Annotated in this window: 15 protein-coding genes; all 15 read right to left on the bottom strand. The window is 45.9% G+C overall.

The features are described 5' to 3' along the window. Positions 1-31: 31 nt before the first annotated feature. Complete coding sequence (gene uvrB, locus DESDI_RS16465; protein WP_041220062.1) at positions 32-2,035, bottom strand: excinuclease ABC subunit UvrB; 2,004 nt, start codon at positions 2,033-2,035, stop codon at positions 32-34. Between the two features lie 165 nt (positions 2,036-2,200). After that, positions 2,201-3,655, bottom strand: coding sequence for a sugar ABC transporter substrate-binding protein (locus DESDI_RS16470; protein ID WP_015263738.1), 1,455 nt, complete (start codon positions 3,653-3,655; stop codon positions 2,201-2,203). 178 nt (positions 3,656-3,833) lie between these two features. Next, the gene (locus tag DESDI_RS16475) at positions 3,834-4,853 is read right to left on the bottom strand and encodes a hypothetical protein (protein WP_015263739.1); all 1,020 of its coding nucleotides are present in this window, start codon (positions 4,851-4,853) and stop codon (positions 3,834-3,836) included. A gap of 144 nt (positions 4,854-4,997) precedes the next feature. Beyond that, positions 4,998-6,182: a S41 family peptidase gene (locus DESDI_RS16480; RefSeq protein WP_041219559.1), complete on the bottom strand. Its 1,185-nt coding sequence runs from the start codon at positions 6,180-6,182 to the stop codon at positions 4,998-5,000. Positions 6,183-6,438: 256 nt separating this feature from the next. Beyond that, complete coding sequence (locus tag DESDI_RS16485) at positions 6,439-7,572, bottom strand: murein hydrolase activator EnvC family protein (protein ID WP_015263741.1); 1,134 nt, start codon at positions 7,570-7,572, stop codon at positions 6,439-6,441. A gap of 27 nt (positions 7,573-7,599) precedes the next feature. Further along, positions 7,600-8,484: a permease-like cell division protein FtsX gene (ftsX, locus tag DESDI_RS16490; RefSeq protein WP_015263742.1), complete on the bottom strand. Its 885-nt coding sequence runs from the start codon at positions 8,482-8,484 to the stop codon at positions 7,600-7,602. Next, on the bottom strand, positions 8,474-9,160 hold the full coding sequence (gene ftsE, locus DESDI_RS16495) for a cell division ATP-binding protein FtsE (protein WP_015263743.1): 687 nt from the start codon (positions 9,158-9,160) through the stop codon (positions 8,474-8,476). Before ftsE ends, ftsX begins: the two co-directional genes overlap by 11 nt. Before the next feature lie 214 nt (positions 9,161-9,374). Further along, positions 9,375-10,310, bottom strand: a complete 936-nt coding sequence (locus DESDI_RS16500) for a transketolase family protein (RefSeq protein WP_015263744.1) — start codon at positions 10,308-10,310, stop codon at positions 9,375-9,377. After that, the gene (locus tag DESDI_RS16505; protein ID WP_015263745.1) at positions 10,303-11,133 is read right to left on the bottom strand and encodes a transketolase; all 831 of its coding nucleotides are present in this window, start codon (positions 11,131-11,133) and stop codon (positions 10,303-10,305) included. Before DESDI_RS16505 ends, DESDI_RS16500 begins: the two co-directional genes overlap by 8 nt. Positions 11,134-11,263: 130 nt before the next feature. After that, positions 11,264-12,371, bottom strand: a protein-coding gene (gene prfB, locus DESDI_RS16510; protein ID WP_015263746.1) for a peptide chain release factor 2 whose coding sequence is annotated in 2 segments (ribosomal slippage) — positions 11,264-12,301 and positions 12,303-12,371 — 1,107 coding nt in all. Because the reading frame shifts where the segments join, the coding sequence is not laid out codon by codon here. 127 nt (positions 12,372-12,498) lie between these two features. After that, complete coding sequence (gene secA / locus DESDI_RS16515) at positions 12,499-14,997, bottom strand: preprotein translocase subunit SecA (RefSeq protein WP_015263747.1); 2,499 nt, start codon at positions 14,995-14,997, stop codon at positions 12,499-12,501. A 203-nt stretch (positions 14,998-15,200) separates the two neighbouring features. Further along, the gene (gene hpf / locus DESDI_RS16520; protein ID WP_015263748.1) at positions 15,201-15,731 is read right to left on the bottom strand and encodes a ribosome hibernation-promoting factor, HPF/YfiA family; all 531 of its coding nucleotides are present in this window, start codon (positions 15,729-15,731) and stop codon (positions 15,201-15,203) included. Positions 15,732-15,952: 221 nt separating this feature from the next. Next, entirely contained in the window at positions 15,953-16,150 is a 198-nt protein-coding gene (locus DESDI_RS16525) for a cold shock domain-containing protein (RefSeq protein WP_015263749.1), read from the bottom strand. 165 nt (positions 16,151-16,315) lie between these two features. Next, positions 16,316-17,035, bottom strand: coding sequence for an amino acid ABC transporter ATP-binding protein (locus DESDI_RS16530; protein ID WP_015263750.1), 720 nt, complete (start codon positions 17,033-17,035; stop codon positions 16,316-16,318). After that, on the bottom strand, positions 17,022-17,696 hold the full coding sequence (locus DESDI_RS16535; protein ID WP_015263751.1) for an amino acid ABC transporter permease: 675 nt from the start codon (positions 17,694-17,696) through the stop codon (positions 17,022-17,024). Before DESDI_RS16535 ends, DESDI_RS16530 begins: the two co-directional genes overlap by 14 nt. Between the last annotated feature and the right edge of the window lie 125 nt (positions 17,697-17,821).

The raw sequence follows: 17,821 nt of genomic DNA on the forward strand, positions 1-17,821 counted from the left end.
CCTCGCCCCTCTTCCGAGCCCCAGGAGTCGTTTACTTCTTCTTACGAGCGCGTCCTTGGGACGGCCGCTTGTATTTGTTTTCTTCCCCTTTGAGCTCGATGATGGCGTCACGAATTTGAGCTGCTCGCTCAAAATCCATATCCTTGGCAGCCAAGCGCATTTCTTGTTCAAGGCTCTTCAGCAGCTCTTTCAGTTCTTCGGCAGGCAATTTAGCAGCGTAGGCTGCTTTCCTTTCCGCAACTTTGGTGGCTTCGGGGACTTCGTAGATCTTTTTGCGAATGCTTTGCGGGGTAATTCCGTTCTTCTCGTTATGGGCTTTTTGGATTTCTCGGCGTCGATCGGTTTCTTCAATGGCTACTTTCATAGATCGTGTCATTTGGTCGGCGTACATGATAACTTTCCCTTGGGCGTTTCGGGCGGCGCGTCCGATTGTCTGAATGAGGGAGCGCTCGGCACGCAGGAAGCCTTCTTTGTCCGCATCAAGAATCGCCACTAGAGAAACCTCCGGAAGGTCTAGCCCCTCCCTTAAAAGGTTGATCCCGACAATGACGTCAATTGCCCCTAGGCGCAGTTCCCGAAGTATTTCTACCCGTTCAAGGGTCGTAATATCGGAGTGGAGATATTTAACCGACAAATTAAGATTTTTCAGATAATCCGTTAAATCCTCAGCCATTTTCTTGGTAAGTGTGGTGACCAGGACCCGCTCATCCTGCTCAATTCTTCGGTTGATTTCACCCACCAGATCATCAATTTGACCCTTCGTCGGCCGGACAGAAATTTCCGGATCCAGTAGTCCTGTGGGGCGAATGATTTGCTCCACAATCTGCGGGCAATGCTCCAACTCATAGGGGCCAGGGGTAGCACTGATATACACCCGTTGGGGGACTAACTTGTCAAACTCCTCAAACTTTAACGGACGGTTATCTAGGGCTGAAGGAAGTCGGAAGCCAAACTCCACCAAGGTGGACTTACGGGAGCGGTCCCCTTCATACATTCCACGTACTTGGGGCAGAGTCACATGGGATTCATCAATCATCAGAAGATAATCCTCAGGAAAAAAGTGAAGCAGGGTATAGGGGGTGTCTCCTGGCTCACGAAAAGTCAAATGTCGCGAATAGTTTTCCACGCCATTACAAAAACCCATTTCTCTCAGCATCTCCAGATCATAGCGTGTTCGCTGCTCTAAGCGCTGAGCTTCCAGTAGCTTATTTTCTTCTTTGAAGAGCTTGAGTCGCGATTCCAATTCCTGCTCGATATTCTCGGCAGCTAGCAAAACTTTATCACGAGCAGTAACATAGTGTGAGTTCGGAAAAATGGAGATATGGCGCCGTTCGCCGATAATCTCGCCCGTAAGCACATTGATTTCGTAAATATGTTCGATTTCATCGCCAAACATTTCGATGCGCACGGCATGATCACTGGATCCAGCAGGGTAGACTTCAACGACATCGCCACGGACTCGGAAGGTCCCTCGTTCAAAAGCTATGTCATTGCGATTATATTGGACTGAAATCAACCTTTTCAAGATCTCATTGCGATCAATCTCTTGTCCTTGTCGCAGGGAAACCATTAGATCACGATATTCCTCGGGAGAACCCAAACCATAAATGCAGGATACGCTGGCCACCACAATTACATCTCGCCTTTCAAACAAGGCCGCCGTAGCAGAGTGGCGCATTTTATCAATCTCTTCGTTTATCGAGGAATCCTTTTCTATATAAGTATCACTGGAGGGAACATAGGCCTCCGGCTGATAATAATCATAGTAACTCACAAAATACTCCACAGCATTCTCAGGGAAGAATTCCTTGAACTCGCTGTAGAGTTGAGCGGCTAAGGTCTTATTGTGGGCCAAAATAAGTGTAGGGCGCTGCACTTTTTCAATAATATTGGCCATTGTGAAGGTTTTACCGGAACCAGTGACCCCCAACAAGGTTTGATGACGTCTGCCTGTATTTATACTTTCGACCAGAGCATCAATCGCCTGCGGCTGATCCCCGGAGGGCTTATAGGGTGAATGTAAACGAAACTCCATGGGGTGCCCCAATCTCCTTTCCAAATACACTATTCATAACTGTTTCTCATGAGTACTTCGGCAATCTTTTAATCATTCTAAACAAAATTATACCACTTCTTGTACGGGAAACAAACAAAAAAACCGAAAATATGTTCGGTTTTTTTGTAATTTTCAATGGAAATTTTAGGACTTCTTATTACCACTCTTTTCTGCGCCCGAAGACTTTTCACCTTGTGTCCCTTGTGTCCCTTGTGTCCCTTGTTGTCCTTGCTGCCCGTCTTGCTGCTTTTGCTGCTCTTTAAGTAGCATTTCCGGCGGAATCGTTCGAACTTGGTCATTGGCACTCTTCTCTATTCCCAGAACCTTACCTTGTTCATCAAGGTACTCACGGGTAATCTCTGTATGTACCTTTTCTGTCACTTTCTTTACCCCTTCAGGCATAACACCATGACTTCCTTCTTTTCCTTGAGAGGATGCGCCTTCCTGCTCTTGGCTCTGGGAATCTCCTTCTTTACTCTTACTGTTTTTCTCATCTCCGCTACTCTCACCATCTCCATTACTTTTACTTTTCTTATCTCCTTTACTTCCTGCACTCTTCTCTTGAGATTCTTCTTGCTTCTTTTCCAGTTCCTTCTGTGCTTGGGCCGCCTTGGTATAGCTTTTTTGAATTAAGGATAAATTTTCTGCGGTGACGGATTTTACAGGGATGATCTTCGCTGCTACCTCCCCTTGGTCTCCGGTAATGGATTGCGTGATGTCGATGGATTCTTTGTTTATAATTTTCTGAGCCCATTGTAAAGCATTGACACCTTGAACATAGGGCGCCGTATCAATATCGGCAATCTGGCCGGCTGAGGCAATCCGCTGTAGCGACTTGGGGTTGGCTTGTCCACCCATGAGATAAATCTTCTCAGTGAGTTGCAGGGACTTGAGCAGTTCATAGGCTTGGGATGCTAACTTTTCATTTTGGGCACAGATGACCTTCACTTGTCCGGGATTTTTTTGCAAGTGCTCTCTGAGGCCTTGAATAGCTATTGCTTCTGATTCCGGGGGGTTCGCGAAGCTATGTATGGTGATCTTTGAGTTTTTCCCGGATTCTTGTTTGAGGGCGGCTAAGCTCGTCTGGGCTAGTGGATCCTCGGACTCTCCTTGCAAGTAAACTACCTGTCCTTCCGAAATCCTCCCTTGAATTTGTTGCGCCATTAAGGTACCTACCTGATTTGGGTCCGGAAGAATAACCCCTTGCGCCTTAACTCCCGGGGGTAAACTGTTCAGGGCTAAAATCGGAATATCATTCTTTTCGGCATCCTTTAAAAAGGACTGTTCGCCATCTTGATAAATGAGAATTTTGGCCTCTTTCAGAGCCTCTGAGTCCCCTAATTCTTTTTCAGTGAGGACTTTAACTTCTATTTCTTCTTTCGCAGCCATTTCCTGAATACCAAGCAGAAACATGGCTTTGTTAGGGTCTTCCTCATTCAAGGCAACTGCAATAATTTTTTTCTCTTCTTGCTGTTGCGAGGATTTGCTTGAGGTCTTTTCTTTGTTTCCCATTAAGTTACCTAGCATGTTTTGCATATTGCAACCAGTCAAGATCACGCTCAAGATGATGAAAGGGACAAGCCATAGATATCTTTTCATGGAACACGCTCCTTTCCAGGTTCGATCCATTTTTATCTTAACCTACTCCATTTTTCTGGTAACAAAAAAGCACCTTTTCTATGGTGCTTTTGCGTAAATTTAGTTTTCCCTTGATTTGCATAAATATGAAAGCTAAATGTTGTCAAACACTAGTATTGAAAATCGATTGCCTAACACCTTAGGTCATATCTCTAAGGATAGAATTTATTAAGTCAACTCTTATTCCATCCACTTGGTCAAAATCAACCGTTTCGGTATACATTTTTTTCAACTGATCTCTGAAGCTCTGCGTAGTAAGGAGGGCCTCCTTTAAATCATGACTAAAAGGACGACCTAAGCCTTGATCTCCGAGACACTCTGGGTCACCCTGCCATATAACTAAATTCCGCTCAGAAAATACAATGCCTAGTATCTCATCGGGATAAAGGGGGTGTAAAACAATATCAATGACCTGACCTAGTGATTCCGATTCTTTTAGAACCCATTCCATAGCTTCATAGGCTTCTTCCCCGCTAAAACGGATCTGATCATAATCCATTAAAAAATAAGGTGCAAGATTTAGCCAACCCTCAGTATGAAATCCGTGGAGAAAATAAGATTGGACCGCGCTTTTCTGTATCTTTCTTAGCGCATCTTGGGCCTTAGTCCAAGGTCCTTTTGCATCCTTGAAGAGATCTGCAGCATGGAGCTTAGGCAACCATGGTCGCCCCTCATTTTGAGCAGATGAATATTTTTTTTCGCGCATTCGTTCGCCAAATTCCTCAGCGAGAATTTCACTTATCTGTTGCTGTCCTTTATTAATCTTAGCTTCAACTTCAAGAATAACTGGCCTCTTTTGTCTCAGCTTTGCTTGATCACAAAACTTAGAAAAATCAATAAAGTGTTCTATCACTCCAGGAACACGCCAGTGTAAAGGGGCTATCTCATACTGATCCAGTATGGCCCAGTTATAGCGCCTGATAAGCACACCGGCCATCGAGTCCGAATCCCAAGCAGAGCGGAAGAAATCTACGTCATGCCCCCGGTCCAGTAGCTCCAGCCCAATCATTTTAATTAAAGTAGATTTACCAGTTCCCGGCCCACCCATCAGGACATAAGTACGTTCCCATTCTGACATCATATTGGGCAAGAGTGATATGTAGCCGCGGTTGGTAATTCCCTCTGCAAAGTAATGTCGCCCATTGGGTTTATTCCCCATGCCCTTTCCTCCTTGAATTTCGCTTGCGGTGTAGTGTATGCACAACCAAAAAAAATGTGAACTGGGGACAGATCCCTCTCTGAAAAGAGGGACCTGTCCCCAGTTCACAAAAGCGGGACAGATAACCTGTCCCGCTCCTAAGATTTAAAGCTGTTGACGAAGCACCTTCAGTGCTTCTCTAAGCTGTGTATCAAATTCCGACGTTGTAGGAGAAAGAGTTGCTTCTTCCCCTTCCTTTAACTCCACAGCTACATCCGGCTCGATACCTTTCTTATGAATATCTATCTTATTAGGAGTAAGGTACTTCGCTGTGGTCAACTTTACACTGGTTCCTTTATCTAGCTGATAAATCGTTTGGACAATCCCTTTACCGAACGTCTTCACCCCGACCAGTGTCCCCGTCCCGCGATCTCGAATCGCTCCGGAAACAATTTCCGCTGCCGAAGCACTTTCTTCATTGACTAATACCACAAAAGGAATGCCTAAGTAGTTACCTTCCGAAGCTTTGGTTATAGTATTGCCATCTTTTTCAACAATATAGACAATGGGACCTGGTTGAACGAAGTAGCTAGATACTCCCACGGCAGATTCCAGTTCGCCGCCATGGTTATAGCGCAAATCCAAAATAACCCCTTTATATTTACTGATATTCATGCCTGTAAGAACTTCATTCAGCTCATAGGCTGAATTGGAGGAGAACTGCGAGATGCCGATGTAGGCTATATCTGGATTCCCCGGCAAGGGCATGCCTTCCACCGTGGGAACCGTAATATGCTCTCGGGTTATCGGTACGGTCACACTTTTTTTGATACTTTCACGATACACTACTAGAGTGACCTGCGTCCCCGGATCTCCACGCATCAAGGACACCGCCTTTTCTTGGTCGATCGTGGCAGCATCCACCTCATCGATTTTGACGATGACGTCACCGGGTTGCAGCCCCGCCTTGGCCGCAGGGGTATTCTTGATGGGTCTTAGCACCACGAGTTTCTGGGGATCTTTGAGACTAAGGATAATTCCGACACCGCCAAATTTTCCTTCGATTTGCTGCATGAGCTCTGCGTTCTCTTGAGCATTCATATAGGCTGAATAAGGATCTCCCAAGGAGTCCACGATTCCTTTCGTGGCTCCATCAATCAGGGTATCTACTGGCACATCTTCTAAATAGTCACTTTGGATGAGCTGTAACACCCGACCTAAACGGCCCACATGATCTAAGTTAGTGACGATGAATCCTCCGACGATTACTGTAAACAGCAAACTGGCAATCGCGACAACCCATCCGAAATTTCTCAAATATTCTTTCCATCTGCTCTCCTGCAAAGCGATATCCCCTTCCTACTCTGATCCCTATTTTAGCAACACCTGACTCACCTCTTGATCTTTGGTAGGAGATAAGTGGCGGCGACTCGTTCACTTTGCTAAATTTCTGATGAATGTCCATCAGAAGCAAGTCTCTTTTATTATATGCCTATCCACTTCGGGACATACTTATTCAAAGAAAACTTAGCTTGCGCAACGAAGGCAGTAACTCGACCCTTGTTGTTGTCTTTCTGCCTTCGCAGACAGACGTATATTTTCCTACCTAGCGAAAAAATTGCAGAGGATCAGTTGTTTCCCCTTTGAGACGAACTTCAAAATGGAGATGCGGACCCGTACTCCAGCCTGTTGAACCCACATAAGACACCACATCACCCGCCTTGACCTTATCTCCCACCTTAACTGCAAGCTTAGAATTATGCCCATAAAGGGTGGTGTACCCGCCCCCGTGGTCGACGATAACGGCATTTCCGTAGGCGCCATACCAGCTGGCCATAATCACTTCACCATTGCCGGCAGCCAAAACCTTCGTCCCTGTGGGAGCAGGAAGGTCCGTTCCTGTATGTAAGCTTTTCTTTTTCGTGATAGGATGAATCCGCCAACCATAGGAACTGCTCACTTCTTTATACCCTGGCAAGGGATAGGTGCTGATTGTTCCATGAACTACATCGGAATTGGCCGTTAATTTGCGGATTTTATCAGCAATGTCATTCGAGTCTGCTTCCATTCGTTCAATTTGTTCAAAAATATCTTCTTGAGCTTTTTTATTAGAATTTAGCGCCACCTGATGTTCTCGTTTCTTCCCATCCAGCGTTGCTTTTGCTTGTTCAGCTGCTACTTTCAATTGGGCTGCCTCATCACGACGCACTTGAAGAAGTTTGGTTTCTTCTTCGATTTTGGCTCTTTCTATGCTAATATCGGTAAGAATCTTTTGATCATTGGTAACCAAGCGATTAAAATACTCCAAGCGAGTGATAAAATCGCTGAGGTCCTCCGCTTCAAAAATTATCTCCAGATAGCTAACTTGACCTGCTTCATAAATTTCCCGGACACGCTGACGCAAGACGATTTGGCGATTAGCCAGCTCTTCTTCTCGCTCTTCTAGCTCTTGCTCAGACAATGAGACTGCTTCTGCTGCCTGATTATAGGCCACTTGGGTCGAGTCCAGTGTGTTCTTAGCTACGGAAATTTGCGTAGCTAAATCTTTAATCTGGCCTTGGAGTTTATCCGCTGTATACGTGAGTTTATTTAGCTGGCTACGAGCTTGTTCCTCTTTCTTTTGCAATTCTTTCTGTTTGTTGATGGCATCCTCTAATTCCCCAGCCTGAAGTGGAATGACTGAACCAGCCAACAATACGGTTGTGAGTAAAAGGGCTAACAACCCCTTTCTCTTGGCCATGCTTTTTCCTCCTCTTCATTGCGTTAATTAAACCTTAAGAAATCTGCGCAAAGAAATAGCACTCCCCAAGGCACCGATTCCCATCCCCACAAGAACAAGTGAACCGAGAACCTTCCCAATCAGTCCGGATTCATAAACTACGGGCATAAAGGTTAGGGTGTCTTGAATGTATTTCGCTAGCCAACCATAACCAAAACCAACAACAAAAATCGCCAGTAGCCCTCCGACTAATCCTAAAAGTAGTCCTTCAAGAATAAAAGGCCAGCGAATAAAGGCGTTGCTCGCCCCTACCAGCTTCATTATTTCTATTTCCTTGCGACGTGAGAACACATTCATCTTGATATTGAGAGAGATTAAGACAAGGGAGGCTATGGCAAATAGTGCGACAATAATCGTTCCAGCCCAGCGCAACCATTCTGTGAACTTGAGCAAGGGCTCGACGACATTTTTACCATACACCACATTATCCACACCGGTCAGCTTCGTGATGCGATCGGCTACATTCTCTACTTGTTGAGGATCTACCACATGGACAGTATACTTATCTGGAAAAGGGTTGATATCTCCAATATCCTCGACAATGCTTGTTGAATTCATGGACTTAGCGAAGTCTTTTAATGCCTGCTCCTTGGGAACAAATTCAACGGTATCTATCCCGGACAAGCCTTTTATCTTTTCTCCTAGAGCTTCAATCTCTTGAGTACCTAGTCTATCTTGGGCAAAAACAGCTATTTCCAATTCTGACTCGAAATCAGATGCTAGATTGGAGGCATTCAATAAAAAGAAAACGGATGCACCTAAAATCACCATGGAGATGGTAACCGTCAACACCGAAGCAAGGCTCAACCACACGTTCCTGCGGATTGAATTGCCCACTTCACGAAATATGTACCCTACTGAATTAAGTCCCATACCCATAGGCCCCCTGCCTCTGATCACGTGCCACTTTACCATCTTCGATGGCAATAACTCGTTTCTGCATCTGATCAACGATTTCGCGAGCATGGGTAGCCATTACAATGGTAGTCCCGCGGCGATTAATATTATAGAGAAGCTCCATAATCTCCCAGGCAGTCTCTGGATCCAGATTACCGGTTGGTTCGTCCGCGACTAAAAGGGCTGGATTATTGACAATCGCTCTAGCCACAGACACCCGTTGTTGTTCCCCACCTGATAACTGATGGGGAAAGCAATTTTCTTTATTCGCCAAACCCACTAACTCAAGCGCCTTCTTGGTTCTGCTTCTCACTTCCCGCCTGCCCACCCCAATCACTTCTAAGGCAAACGCAACATTTTCAAATGTCGTTTTATTGGGCAACAGCCTGAAATCCTGAAAAATAACGCCAACGTTTCGACGTAGTTGCGGAACCTCTCGTTCACGCACGCGAATCATACTCCTACCATTCATGGTCACTTGACCACGAGTTGGCAATTCCTCACGGTAGAGCAAGCGAATGAGGGTTGATTTCCCAGCCCCACTGGGCCCAACCAAAAAAACGAATTCACCATTGTCTATTTTTAGACTAATATCGACAAGGGCTCGTGAGCCATTCGGATATATCTTCGATACATTGGTCAATTGGATCATTTTTTCCCAAGTCCTCCTTGAATATTGCCTACAGTTTCCTTATCCAAATCTATAAGACTATTCGACATGAGGTGTGGATTTCCTGTTATTAATGACGAAAAGCAAGCTAAAAACTTACGGACAGCATGAGGTTGGAAGCAAAAACAGGCCTGTCCTAAAAAAGAACAGGCCGGTTGGTCTTATTGAACGAGACTCCATCGAATATAGTGACTATTTATTTCTTCGCCATAACTGCTTTTACGGCTGCTAAGACTTCCTTCTTAGTTAAACCGTATTTCTCTAACAACTCGAGGGGACGACCGGATTCTCCAAAGGTATCTTGGAGGCCCACTCGTACCATGGGAGTTGGCGCATTTTCGCCTAAAACCTCAGCCACTGCACTTCCCAAGCCACCGATAATATTATGTTCTTCGGCGGTGACCACTGCACCTGCTTTTTTAGCACAGGCAACAACGGTTTCTACATCGATGGGCTTGACTGAAGCCACATTGACGACAGCTACTTTCAAACCTTCTTGCTCTAGCTCTTGAGCAGCCTCCAAAGCAGCTGCCACCATGACGCCGTTAGCAAAAATTACGCAGTCAGAGCCCTCCCGAAGGATATTGGCCTTACCAATCTCAAACTGGTAATTCTCATCAAAAAGTATAGGAACATCGAGGCGTCCCATACGGATATAGACCGGTCCTTTATATTGAGCTGCAGCTCGAATGACCTGCCGTGTCTCTTCTCCGTCAGCCGGTACCAAAACTGTCATATTCGGAACAGCCCGCATGATCGCTACATCCTCTATCGCTTGGTGGGAGCCCCCGTCTTCACCGACGGTAACCCCGGCATGAGTGGCAGCGATTTTGACATTTAGTTTGGGATAGGCAATCGAATTGCGGATCTGCTCGAAGGCCCGACCCGTGGCAAAGATAGCAAAAGTACTGGCAAAAGGAATTTTCCCAGCAGCTGCTAGACCGGCCGCCGTGCCCATCAGGTTCGCTTCAGCAATCCCCATGTTAAAAAATCGGTCCGGATACTGTTTGCCAAAATCTGCAGTCTTCGTGGACTTGGATAAATCCGCATCCAGGACGACAATATTTTCATTTTCTGCCCCTAAGGTTACTAAAGCCTTACCATAAGCATCCCGTGTCGCTTGTTTAGCCAAGGTGAGCCGCCTCCTCTCTTAATTCCTTTAAGGCCTGCTCTGCTTGTTCCGCATTAGGAGCGTTACCATGCCAGCCTACTTGGTTTTCCATAAAGGATACCCCTTTGCCTTTGATGGTTCGGGCAATAAGAATGGTGGGTTTTCCTTTGATCTTTTTAGCTTCTGCTAAGGCAGATAAAAGCTCGACCATATCATTACCATTTACTTCGATGACATGCCAACCAAAGGCCCGCCATTTATCAGTCAGGGGATCGGAGCACATAACGCATTCTGTGGTTCCATCAATTTGTAAGCCATTGTAATCGAGAATGGCGGTTACATTGTCTAGCTTGTAATGAGCTGCAGCCATAGCCGCTTCCCAAACTTGGCCTTCCGCCATTTCCCCGTCTCCTAGTACCACATAGACGCGAAAATCCTTCTTGTCGAGTTTCCCTGCCAGCGCCATACCATTGGCTGCGGATAATCCTTGGCCCAAAGAACCAGTAGACATATCCACTCCGGGCACCTTTTTCATATCCGGATGTCCTTGGAGGATCCGACCCGTTTGTCTAAGTCCCAGAATTTCCTCCTTTGGGAAGTAGCCTTTTTCCGCAAGTGCTGCATAGAGTACTGGGGCGGCATGTCCTTTAGCTAAGACAAAGCGATCCCGCTCTGCCCATTGGGGATCTTCTGGTTTAACGTTCATTTCATGATAATACAAAACCGTAAGTATGTCCGCTGCTGACAAGCTACCCCCGGGATGACCTGATTTGGCCGGCAACAGCATGGTAATAATATCTTGGCGTATTTGGTTGGCCATCCGTTTCAGTTCAAGAATTGTCACGCTAATCCCTCCTAGATTCTATTATTAACATTTTACGACCTAATAAAAGCCTACTTACTCAAAAATCCTAACTATCTACATTTTTCGGCACTTGGGTTCTAAGAAGGCCTGGCTTGCGCCAAGCCTTTTATTATTTCACAACTTTAGTTTTTTGCAAGTAGGAGGCAATAAATTGATCAATCTCGCCGTCCATCACCGCTCCGGTATTCGATGTCTCTTCGTTCGTCCGATGATCCTTAACCATATTGTAAGGATGGAAGACATAGGAGCGAATCTGGCTACCCCAGGCAATTTCCTGCTGCTCCCCACGAATCTCTGAGATCTCGTCTTCTTGCTGTTTGCGTTTAAGCTCCAAGAGCTTGGCCTGCAAGATGCGCATGCAATAGGCCCTGTTCTGGATTTGCGAACGCTCACTTTGCGATTGAACGACAATACCCGTGGGTAAGTGGGTTATGCGAACTGCAGAGCTCGTCTTGTTGACGTGCTGCCCTCCGGCACCGCTAGCCCGGTAGGTATCTACTTTAAGATCCTCCGTGGGAATTGGGACTTCCTCACCATCATCCATGACTTCAGGAATAACATCCATTGAAGCAAAGGAAGTATGGCGGCGCCCCGAAGCATCAAAGGGGGAAATTCGCACGAGTCGGTGAACCCCTTTTTCCGATTTCAAATAGCCGTAGGCATTTTCCCCAGAGATAGAGAGGGTAGCACTCTTAATTCCCGCTTCATCCCCTGGCAGTAAATCCATGGTTTCTACTTTATACCCATGGCGTTCCCCATAGCGGACATACATTCGATAGAGCATGGAGACCCAGTCTTGGGCTTCTGTCCCCCCTGCCCCTGCATGGAGGGTCAAAATAGCATTATTGCGATCATAAGGGCCACTTAAAAGGATTTCTAATTCTAAACCCTCAAGAACTTGTTGGAGTGCCTTCACCCCTTCTTCAATCTCCGGCTCCAAGGATTCATCGTTTTCTTCCACTGCCAGCTGATAGAGGGTCAATAGATCATCCAACTGTTGTCTCAAGGAGGTGTAGGTTTTCAATTTCTCTTGATGATAAGAAATTTCCTGCATCACCTTCTGGGCGGATTCCGGGTGATCCCAAAAATCCGGTCGCTGCAATTCAATCTCTAATACGCTAATCTTATCTGTTCGCTGAGCGACGTCAAAGAGAGTCCCTCAAATCTGCCAAGCGCGTTTCTAAGTTTTCTAGTTCCTTTTTCCATTCGAATATCACTTAAACATTCACCACCCAATTAATTTACAGCTTTCAATAAGGCAGGGCGATGCACAGCCTCGGCTGGTGCTTCGCCCTCAACTCTTTCTAATCTACTTCATCTCTAATCCTACATAGTTTAGACCCTTCACGCTCCGCAGCATTTCTTATACTTTTTCCCACTTCCACAAGGGCAGGGATCGTTACGTCCGATTTGAGGTCCCTCATTATGGACTGGGCGGGCAGCTTGTTCCTCATCTCGATTCGTACGAACATGCTGAGGTTCTTCCTGTTTTTGCTCTGTCACTTGCGGAGTTACTCTCATGATATAGCGAATCGTATCTTCTTGGATAGAGCTAATCATACCTTGGAACATATCATAAGCCTCATGGCGATATTCTACCAAGGGATTCTTCTGTCCATAAGCCCGTAAGCCAATACCCTCTCGGAGCATATCCATCGCATCCAGGTGATCCATCCATTTTTTGTCCACAACTTGGAGCATAACAGCCCGTTCGATTTCCCGCATTATCTCTTCGCCGAAGGCTTCTTCCCGGGTTTTATAATGTGCACGCGCTCTTTCGAGCAGCATCTCAACAATTTCTTCCTTCTCCATGTTGGCCACTTGATCAAAGGTAATATCATGGTTAGGTAAGATGAGATTCTCCACATACTCGAGGAAGCTGTTGAGATCCCATTCTTCTGGATAGGGGCTTTGGGCACCAAACATATCCACAGTTTCCCGGACCACTTTCTCCAACATATCTGCAATGCTTTCTTGGATGTTTCCACCCATCAGCACTTGACGGCGTTGAGCGTAGATCACTTCACGTTGGAGATTCATAACATCATCGTAATCCAAGACATGCTTCCGGATTTCAAAGTTGCGATTTTCCACGCGTCGTTGAGCAGTCTCCACAGAACGAGAGATCATCTTGGAGGTGATGGGGATGGAGTCATCCATACCCAATTTATCCATCATGCCCATAATGTTTTCGGCACCGAAGAGGCGCATAAGATCATCTTCTAGGGAGAGGAAGAATTGCGAGGAACCCGGGTCCCCTTGACGTCCGGCACGTCCACGCAGCTGGTTATCAATCCGGCGCGACTCGTGGCGCTCTGTTCCCATAATATGCAGACCGCCTAGGTTGGCTACTTCCTCGCCGAGGATAATATCTGTACCACGACCGGCCATGTTGGTGGCAATGGTTACCATGTCTTTTAAGCCTGCGCCCGCAATAATCTCGGCCTCCTTCTCATGGAACTTGGCATTGAGGACTTGGTGAGGAACACCACGACGCTCCAGCATATCGCTCAAACGCTCAGACTTCTCAACGGATACGGTTCCCACGAGAACTGGCTGTCCCTTTTTATAGCGTTCAATTATTTCCTCAACAACTGCTTTAAATTTGCCATCCTCAGTCCGATAGACTACATCAGGTATATCCTCGCGAATCATCGGCTTGTTGGTGGGAATAACGACGACATCCAGTTTGTAGATTTTCCTGAATTCCGGCTCTTCCGTCATCGCTGTCCCGGTCATGCCGGCCAGCTTTTCGAACATCCGGAAATAGTTTTGGAAGGTAATGGTCGCTAAGGTTTGTGATTCTTTTTCAATTTTTACTTTTTCCTTGGCTTCAATCGCTTGATGTAAACCTTCCGAATAACGTCGTCCAAACATCAGACGTCCCGTGAACTCATCCACAATTATGACTTGGCCATCCTTGACCACATAATCTCGATCTCGCTTAAATAGAGCGTGGGCTTTGAGTGCTTGATTGACATGATGAGCTAATTCTGTATGCAAATCATCAAAGAGATTTTCTACCGCGAGCATCGTTTCGACCCGGCTGACCCCTTGTTCCGTCAGGGTAACCACCCGGTCTTTTTCATTGACATTATAGTCTTCTTCCGGCTTTAAGCGGGGAATAATCATCGCTACTCGGAAATAAAGCTCAGTTGGCTTGTCCGCTTCACCGGAAATAATCAGAGGCGTCCGTGCCTCATCAATTAGAATGGAGTCCACTTCGTCCACAATGGCATAGTGTAGCTCCCGTTGTACAAGCCCATCCGGCCGGGTCACCATATTATCCCGGAGGTAATCAAAGCCAAATTCGTTATTGGTACCATAGGTTATATCTGCAGCATAGCTTTCACGCCGCTGGCTATAATTTAAACCATGAACAATGAGACCTACGGATAGTCCTAAGAATTGATGGATTAGGCCCATCATTTCACTGTCACGACGGGCAAGATAATCATTTACGGTTACAATATGGACCCCCCGACCTGTTAAGGCATTCAAATAAGACGGAAGGGTTGCTACCAGTGTTTTTCCTTCTCCAGTACGCATCTCTGCGATTCGTCCATCATGGAGGACCATGCCGCCGATGAGCTGCACATCGTAGTGCCTTTGGCCAATGACCCGCCATGAAGCTTCTCTAACCACAGCAAAAGCTTCGGGTAAAAGGCTATCCAGACTTTCTCCATCAGCTAAGCGTTGCTTGAATTCATCGGTCTTAGCACGCAACTGTTCATCTGAAAGCGCCTTAATCTCCGGCTCCAAAGCGTTGATTGCCTCAACTCTTTTTTGGTACTTTTTAATCTCACGTCCATTATCATCGAATAACTTGTCAAAGAAACCCATTATTGACCACCTTTCCATCTGTCCAAGGGTATCGTCTCATTTTATCATTACCGACAACGGGGTGCAAGCCAATCCCCGGGCGCATAATAGGAAATTATCTCTAAAGTTTAGATCAGAGCCCTGAAATAACAAATAAACGCAAGGAATGGCCCACCGTAGTAGGCCATTCCTTGATAGCATCATTGAACTCACTGGGTCATCAATTACTTTTCGGGTTCCAGCAAGCCGTAGTCTCCGCCGCTTTTCCGCCGGTAAACCACGTTAATGGCGTGGGTGTCCATGTTGGTGAAAGCGTAGAAATTGTGGCCAACTAGGTTCATTTGCATAATCGCTTCTTCTACAGACATCGGCTTTGTGCCGAACCTTTTGTATCGAACAACCTCTTCGGAGTCATCCTCCAGATTCGCCGGTTGTAGCGTCTCGTGGTCTTTCAGCACTTTTGTACGCATGCGTTTGTTGATCCGGGTCCGGTACTTATCAATCTGGCGTTCCAGTTTTTCTACAACCATATCGATGGAGGCATACATATCTGTGCTTTCTTCCTCACCGCGGAGAATTATCCCATGAATGGGCGCAGTGACTTCAACACGATGACGACCTTCTTCTACCAGCAGGGTTACTTTAACATCCATAAACTCATCAGAGTATTTTTCCAATTTCCCTACCCTTTTTAAAACGTATTCTTTCAGGGCATCGGTGACTTCCATTTGTTTGCCGCGAACGCTGATGTTCATAGTAAAACCCCCTTATTATCTAAATACCTACACTATCTAATATTCCCGTTTATAATCAAAAATCCTTCCCCATTTTCTTTTCTGTTGAACTAAATTAACAAAAACCTCAATACAAAAAAAGAGAACTGTTGTAATTTTTCCAACACTTCCCTTTTTTATTCATGTCACAGAAACTATCTTAAGGTTGTGTATCCGGTGTTATCCAGCTACTAATAGTCCCCTTATCTTGCCTGTACGTTCGTGGCTTGCTCACCACGTGGACCTTGGCTGATATCAAATTCCACGCCTTGTCCTTCTTCGAGAGTGCGAAAACCATCACCGCTAATTGAAGAAAAATGCACAAAAATGTCTTGCCCATGATCTCCTTCAATAAAGCCATACCCTTTTTGTTTGCTAAACCACTTTACTTTACCCAGCACGAAAAATACCTCCTTGGTTCCTTCACAGCCTTCATTGATAACGAAAGCTGGTCTCTTAGGAAGGATGCCCAAAGCATAGTCAGCTTAAACCTAACAATAGATAATATTTTTGTCTAGGTAATAAAAAAATTTGACCATTTATTCATATCACAAGTACTTAAATTCTTACAGAATCTTGCTTAGGAAGGACTGGGTCCTTGGATTCCGAGGATTACCGAAAAGCTCTGCCGGTGATCCTTCCTCCATAATGACTCCCTCATCCATGAAGATCACCCGATCTCCTACTTCCCGAGCAAAGCCCATCTCATGGGTTACCACAACCATAGTCATACCTTCCCGAGCCAGATCCTTCATGACGGCTAAAACCTCACCGACCATCTCAGGATCAAGAGCAGAGGTCGGCTCATCAAAGAGCATGACTTTAGGATGCATAGCCAAGGCACGTGCAATTGCCACCCGTTGTTGCTGCCCACCCGAGAGTCGATCAGGATACTCATCCGCCTTATCTTCTAGTCCAACCTTTTTCAGTAGCTCTAAGGCAATTTCCCGGGCTTGATGTTTGTTAGTCTTCCGAACGATTTCCGGGGCCATGGCGACATTCTCTAAAGCAGTCTTATGAGGGAAGAGATTAAAGCGTTGGAATACCATTCCTACCTCACGGCGGATGGCGTTCACATTAGCTTCCGAATTCAGAGGAATCCCATCTATGCTAATTTCCCCTTGGGTCGTTTCTTCAAGCTTATTGAGGCAACGCAAAAAGGTGCTTTTCCCTGAGCCACTGGGACCAATCACGACCACAACTTCTTTTTCTTTTATATGGCAATCAATACCCCGCAGTACCTCCAGTTTGCCAAAATGCTTATGCAGATTTTTAACGGTTATCACTCTTACCGAACCTCCTCTCCGTATAGCTGACGAACCGCGATAAGATTAGCGTCATCACAAGATAGATTAAGGCCACTTCCATATAGATGACAAAGGGTTGGTAGGTTCGACTGACGATGAGTTTTCCGGTATACATGAGATCTTGAAGAGCAATAATGGACACTAAAGAAGAATCCTTTAACAGAGCTATAAACTCATTGCCTAGGGGAGGAATAACCCGTTTAAAGGCCTGTGGGAGAATAACATAGCGCATTGCTTGTGTTTGACCCATACCCAAAGAGCGAGCTGCTTCACCCTGGCCACGATCGATGGACTGGATGCCGGCCCGAAATATTTCGGCGATGTAAGCTCCGGAATTAAGTCCCATGGCCACAATCCCGGCGACAAATTGGTAATTATCAGGAATCTGGAAGCCCAAGAGCTGCGGGACAGCGAAATATACCATGAGGATCTGTACTAAGAGGGGCGTGCCTCTAAAAAAATCAATATAAGCAATCGCGAATCCACGCACGACCCGGCTGCCGGATAAACGCATCAGGGCCATAAACAGTCCAATGACGATACCCATGGCCACTGCCCCGGCTGTAAGTTCTAAAGTAATTACTGCCCCTTTCAGCAAGGGGTTGATACTCTCAATCATCAATTCCCAGCGGAGTTCCACACCCACATCCTCCTTTATTTACAAATCATAAATTCTGCTCAGATTTTTACCTGATAATTATACAGTCCTAAGCAAGCTTATTCAAGAACAAAACGCCCAGCATTGCTAGGCGTTTGCGTCATTCA

The organism is Desulfitobacterium dichloroeliminans LMG P-21439, assembly GCF_000243135.2.
Taxonomy (GTDB): Bacteria; Bacillota; Desulfitobacteriia; order Desulfitobacteriales; family Desulfitobacteriaceae; genus Desulfitobacterium; species Desulfitobacterium dichloroeliminans.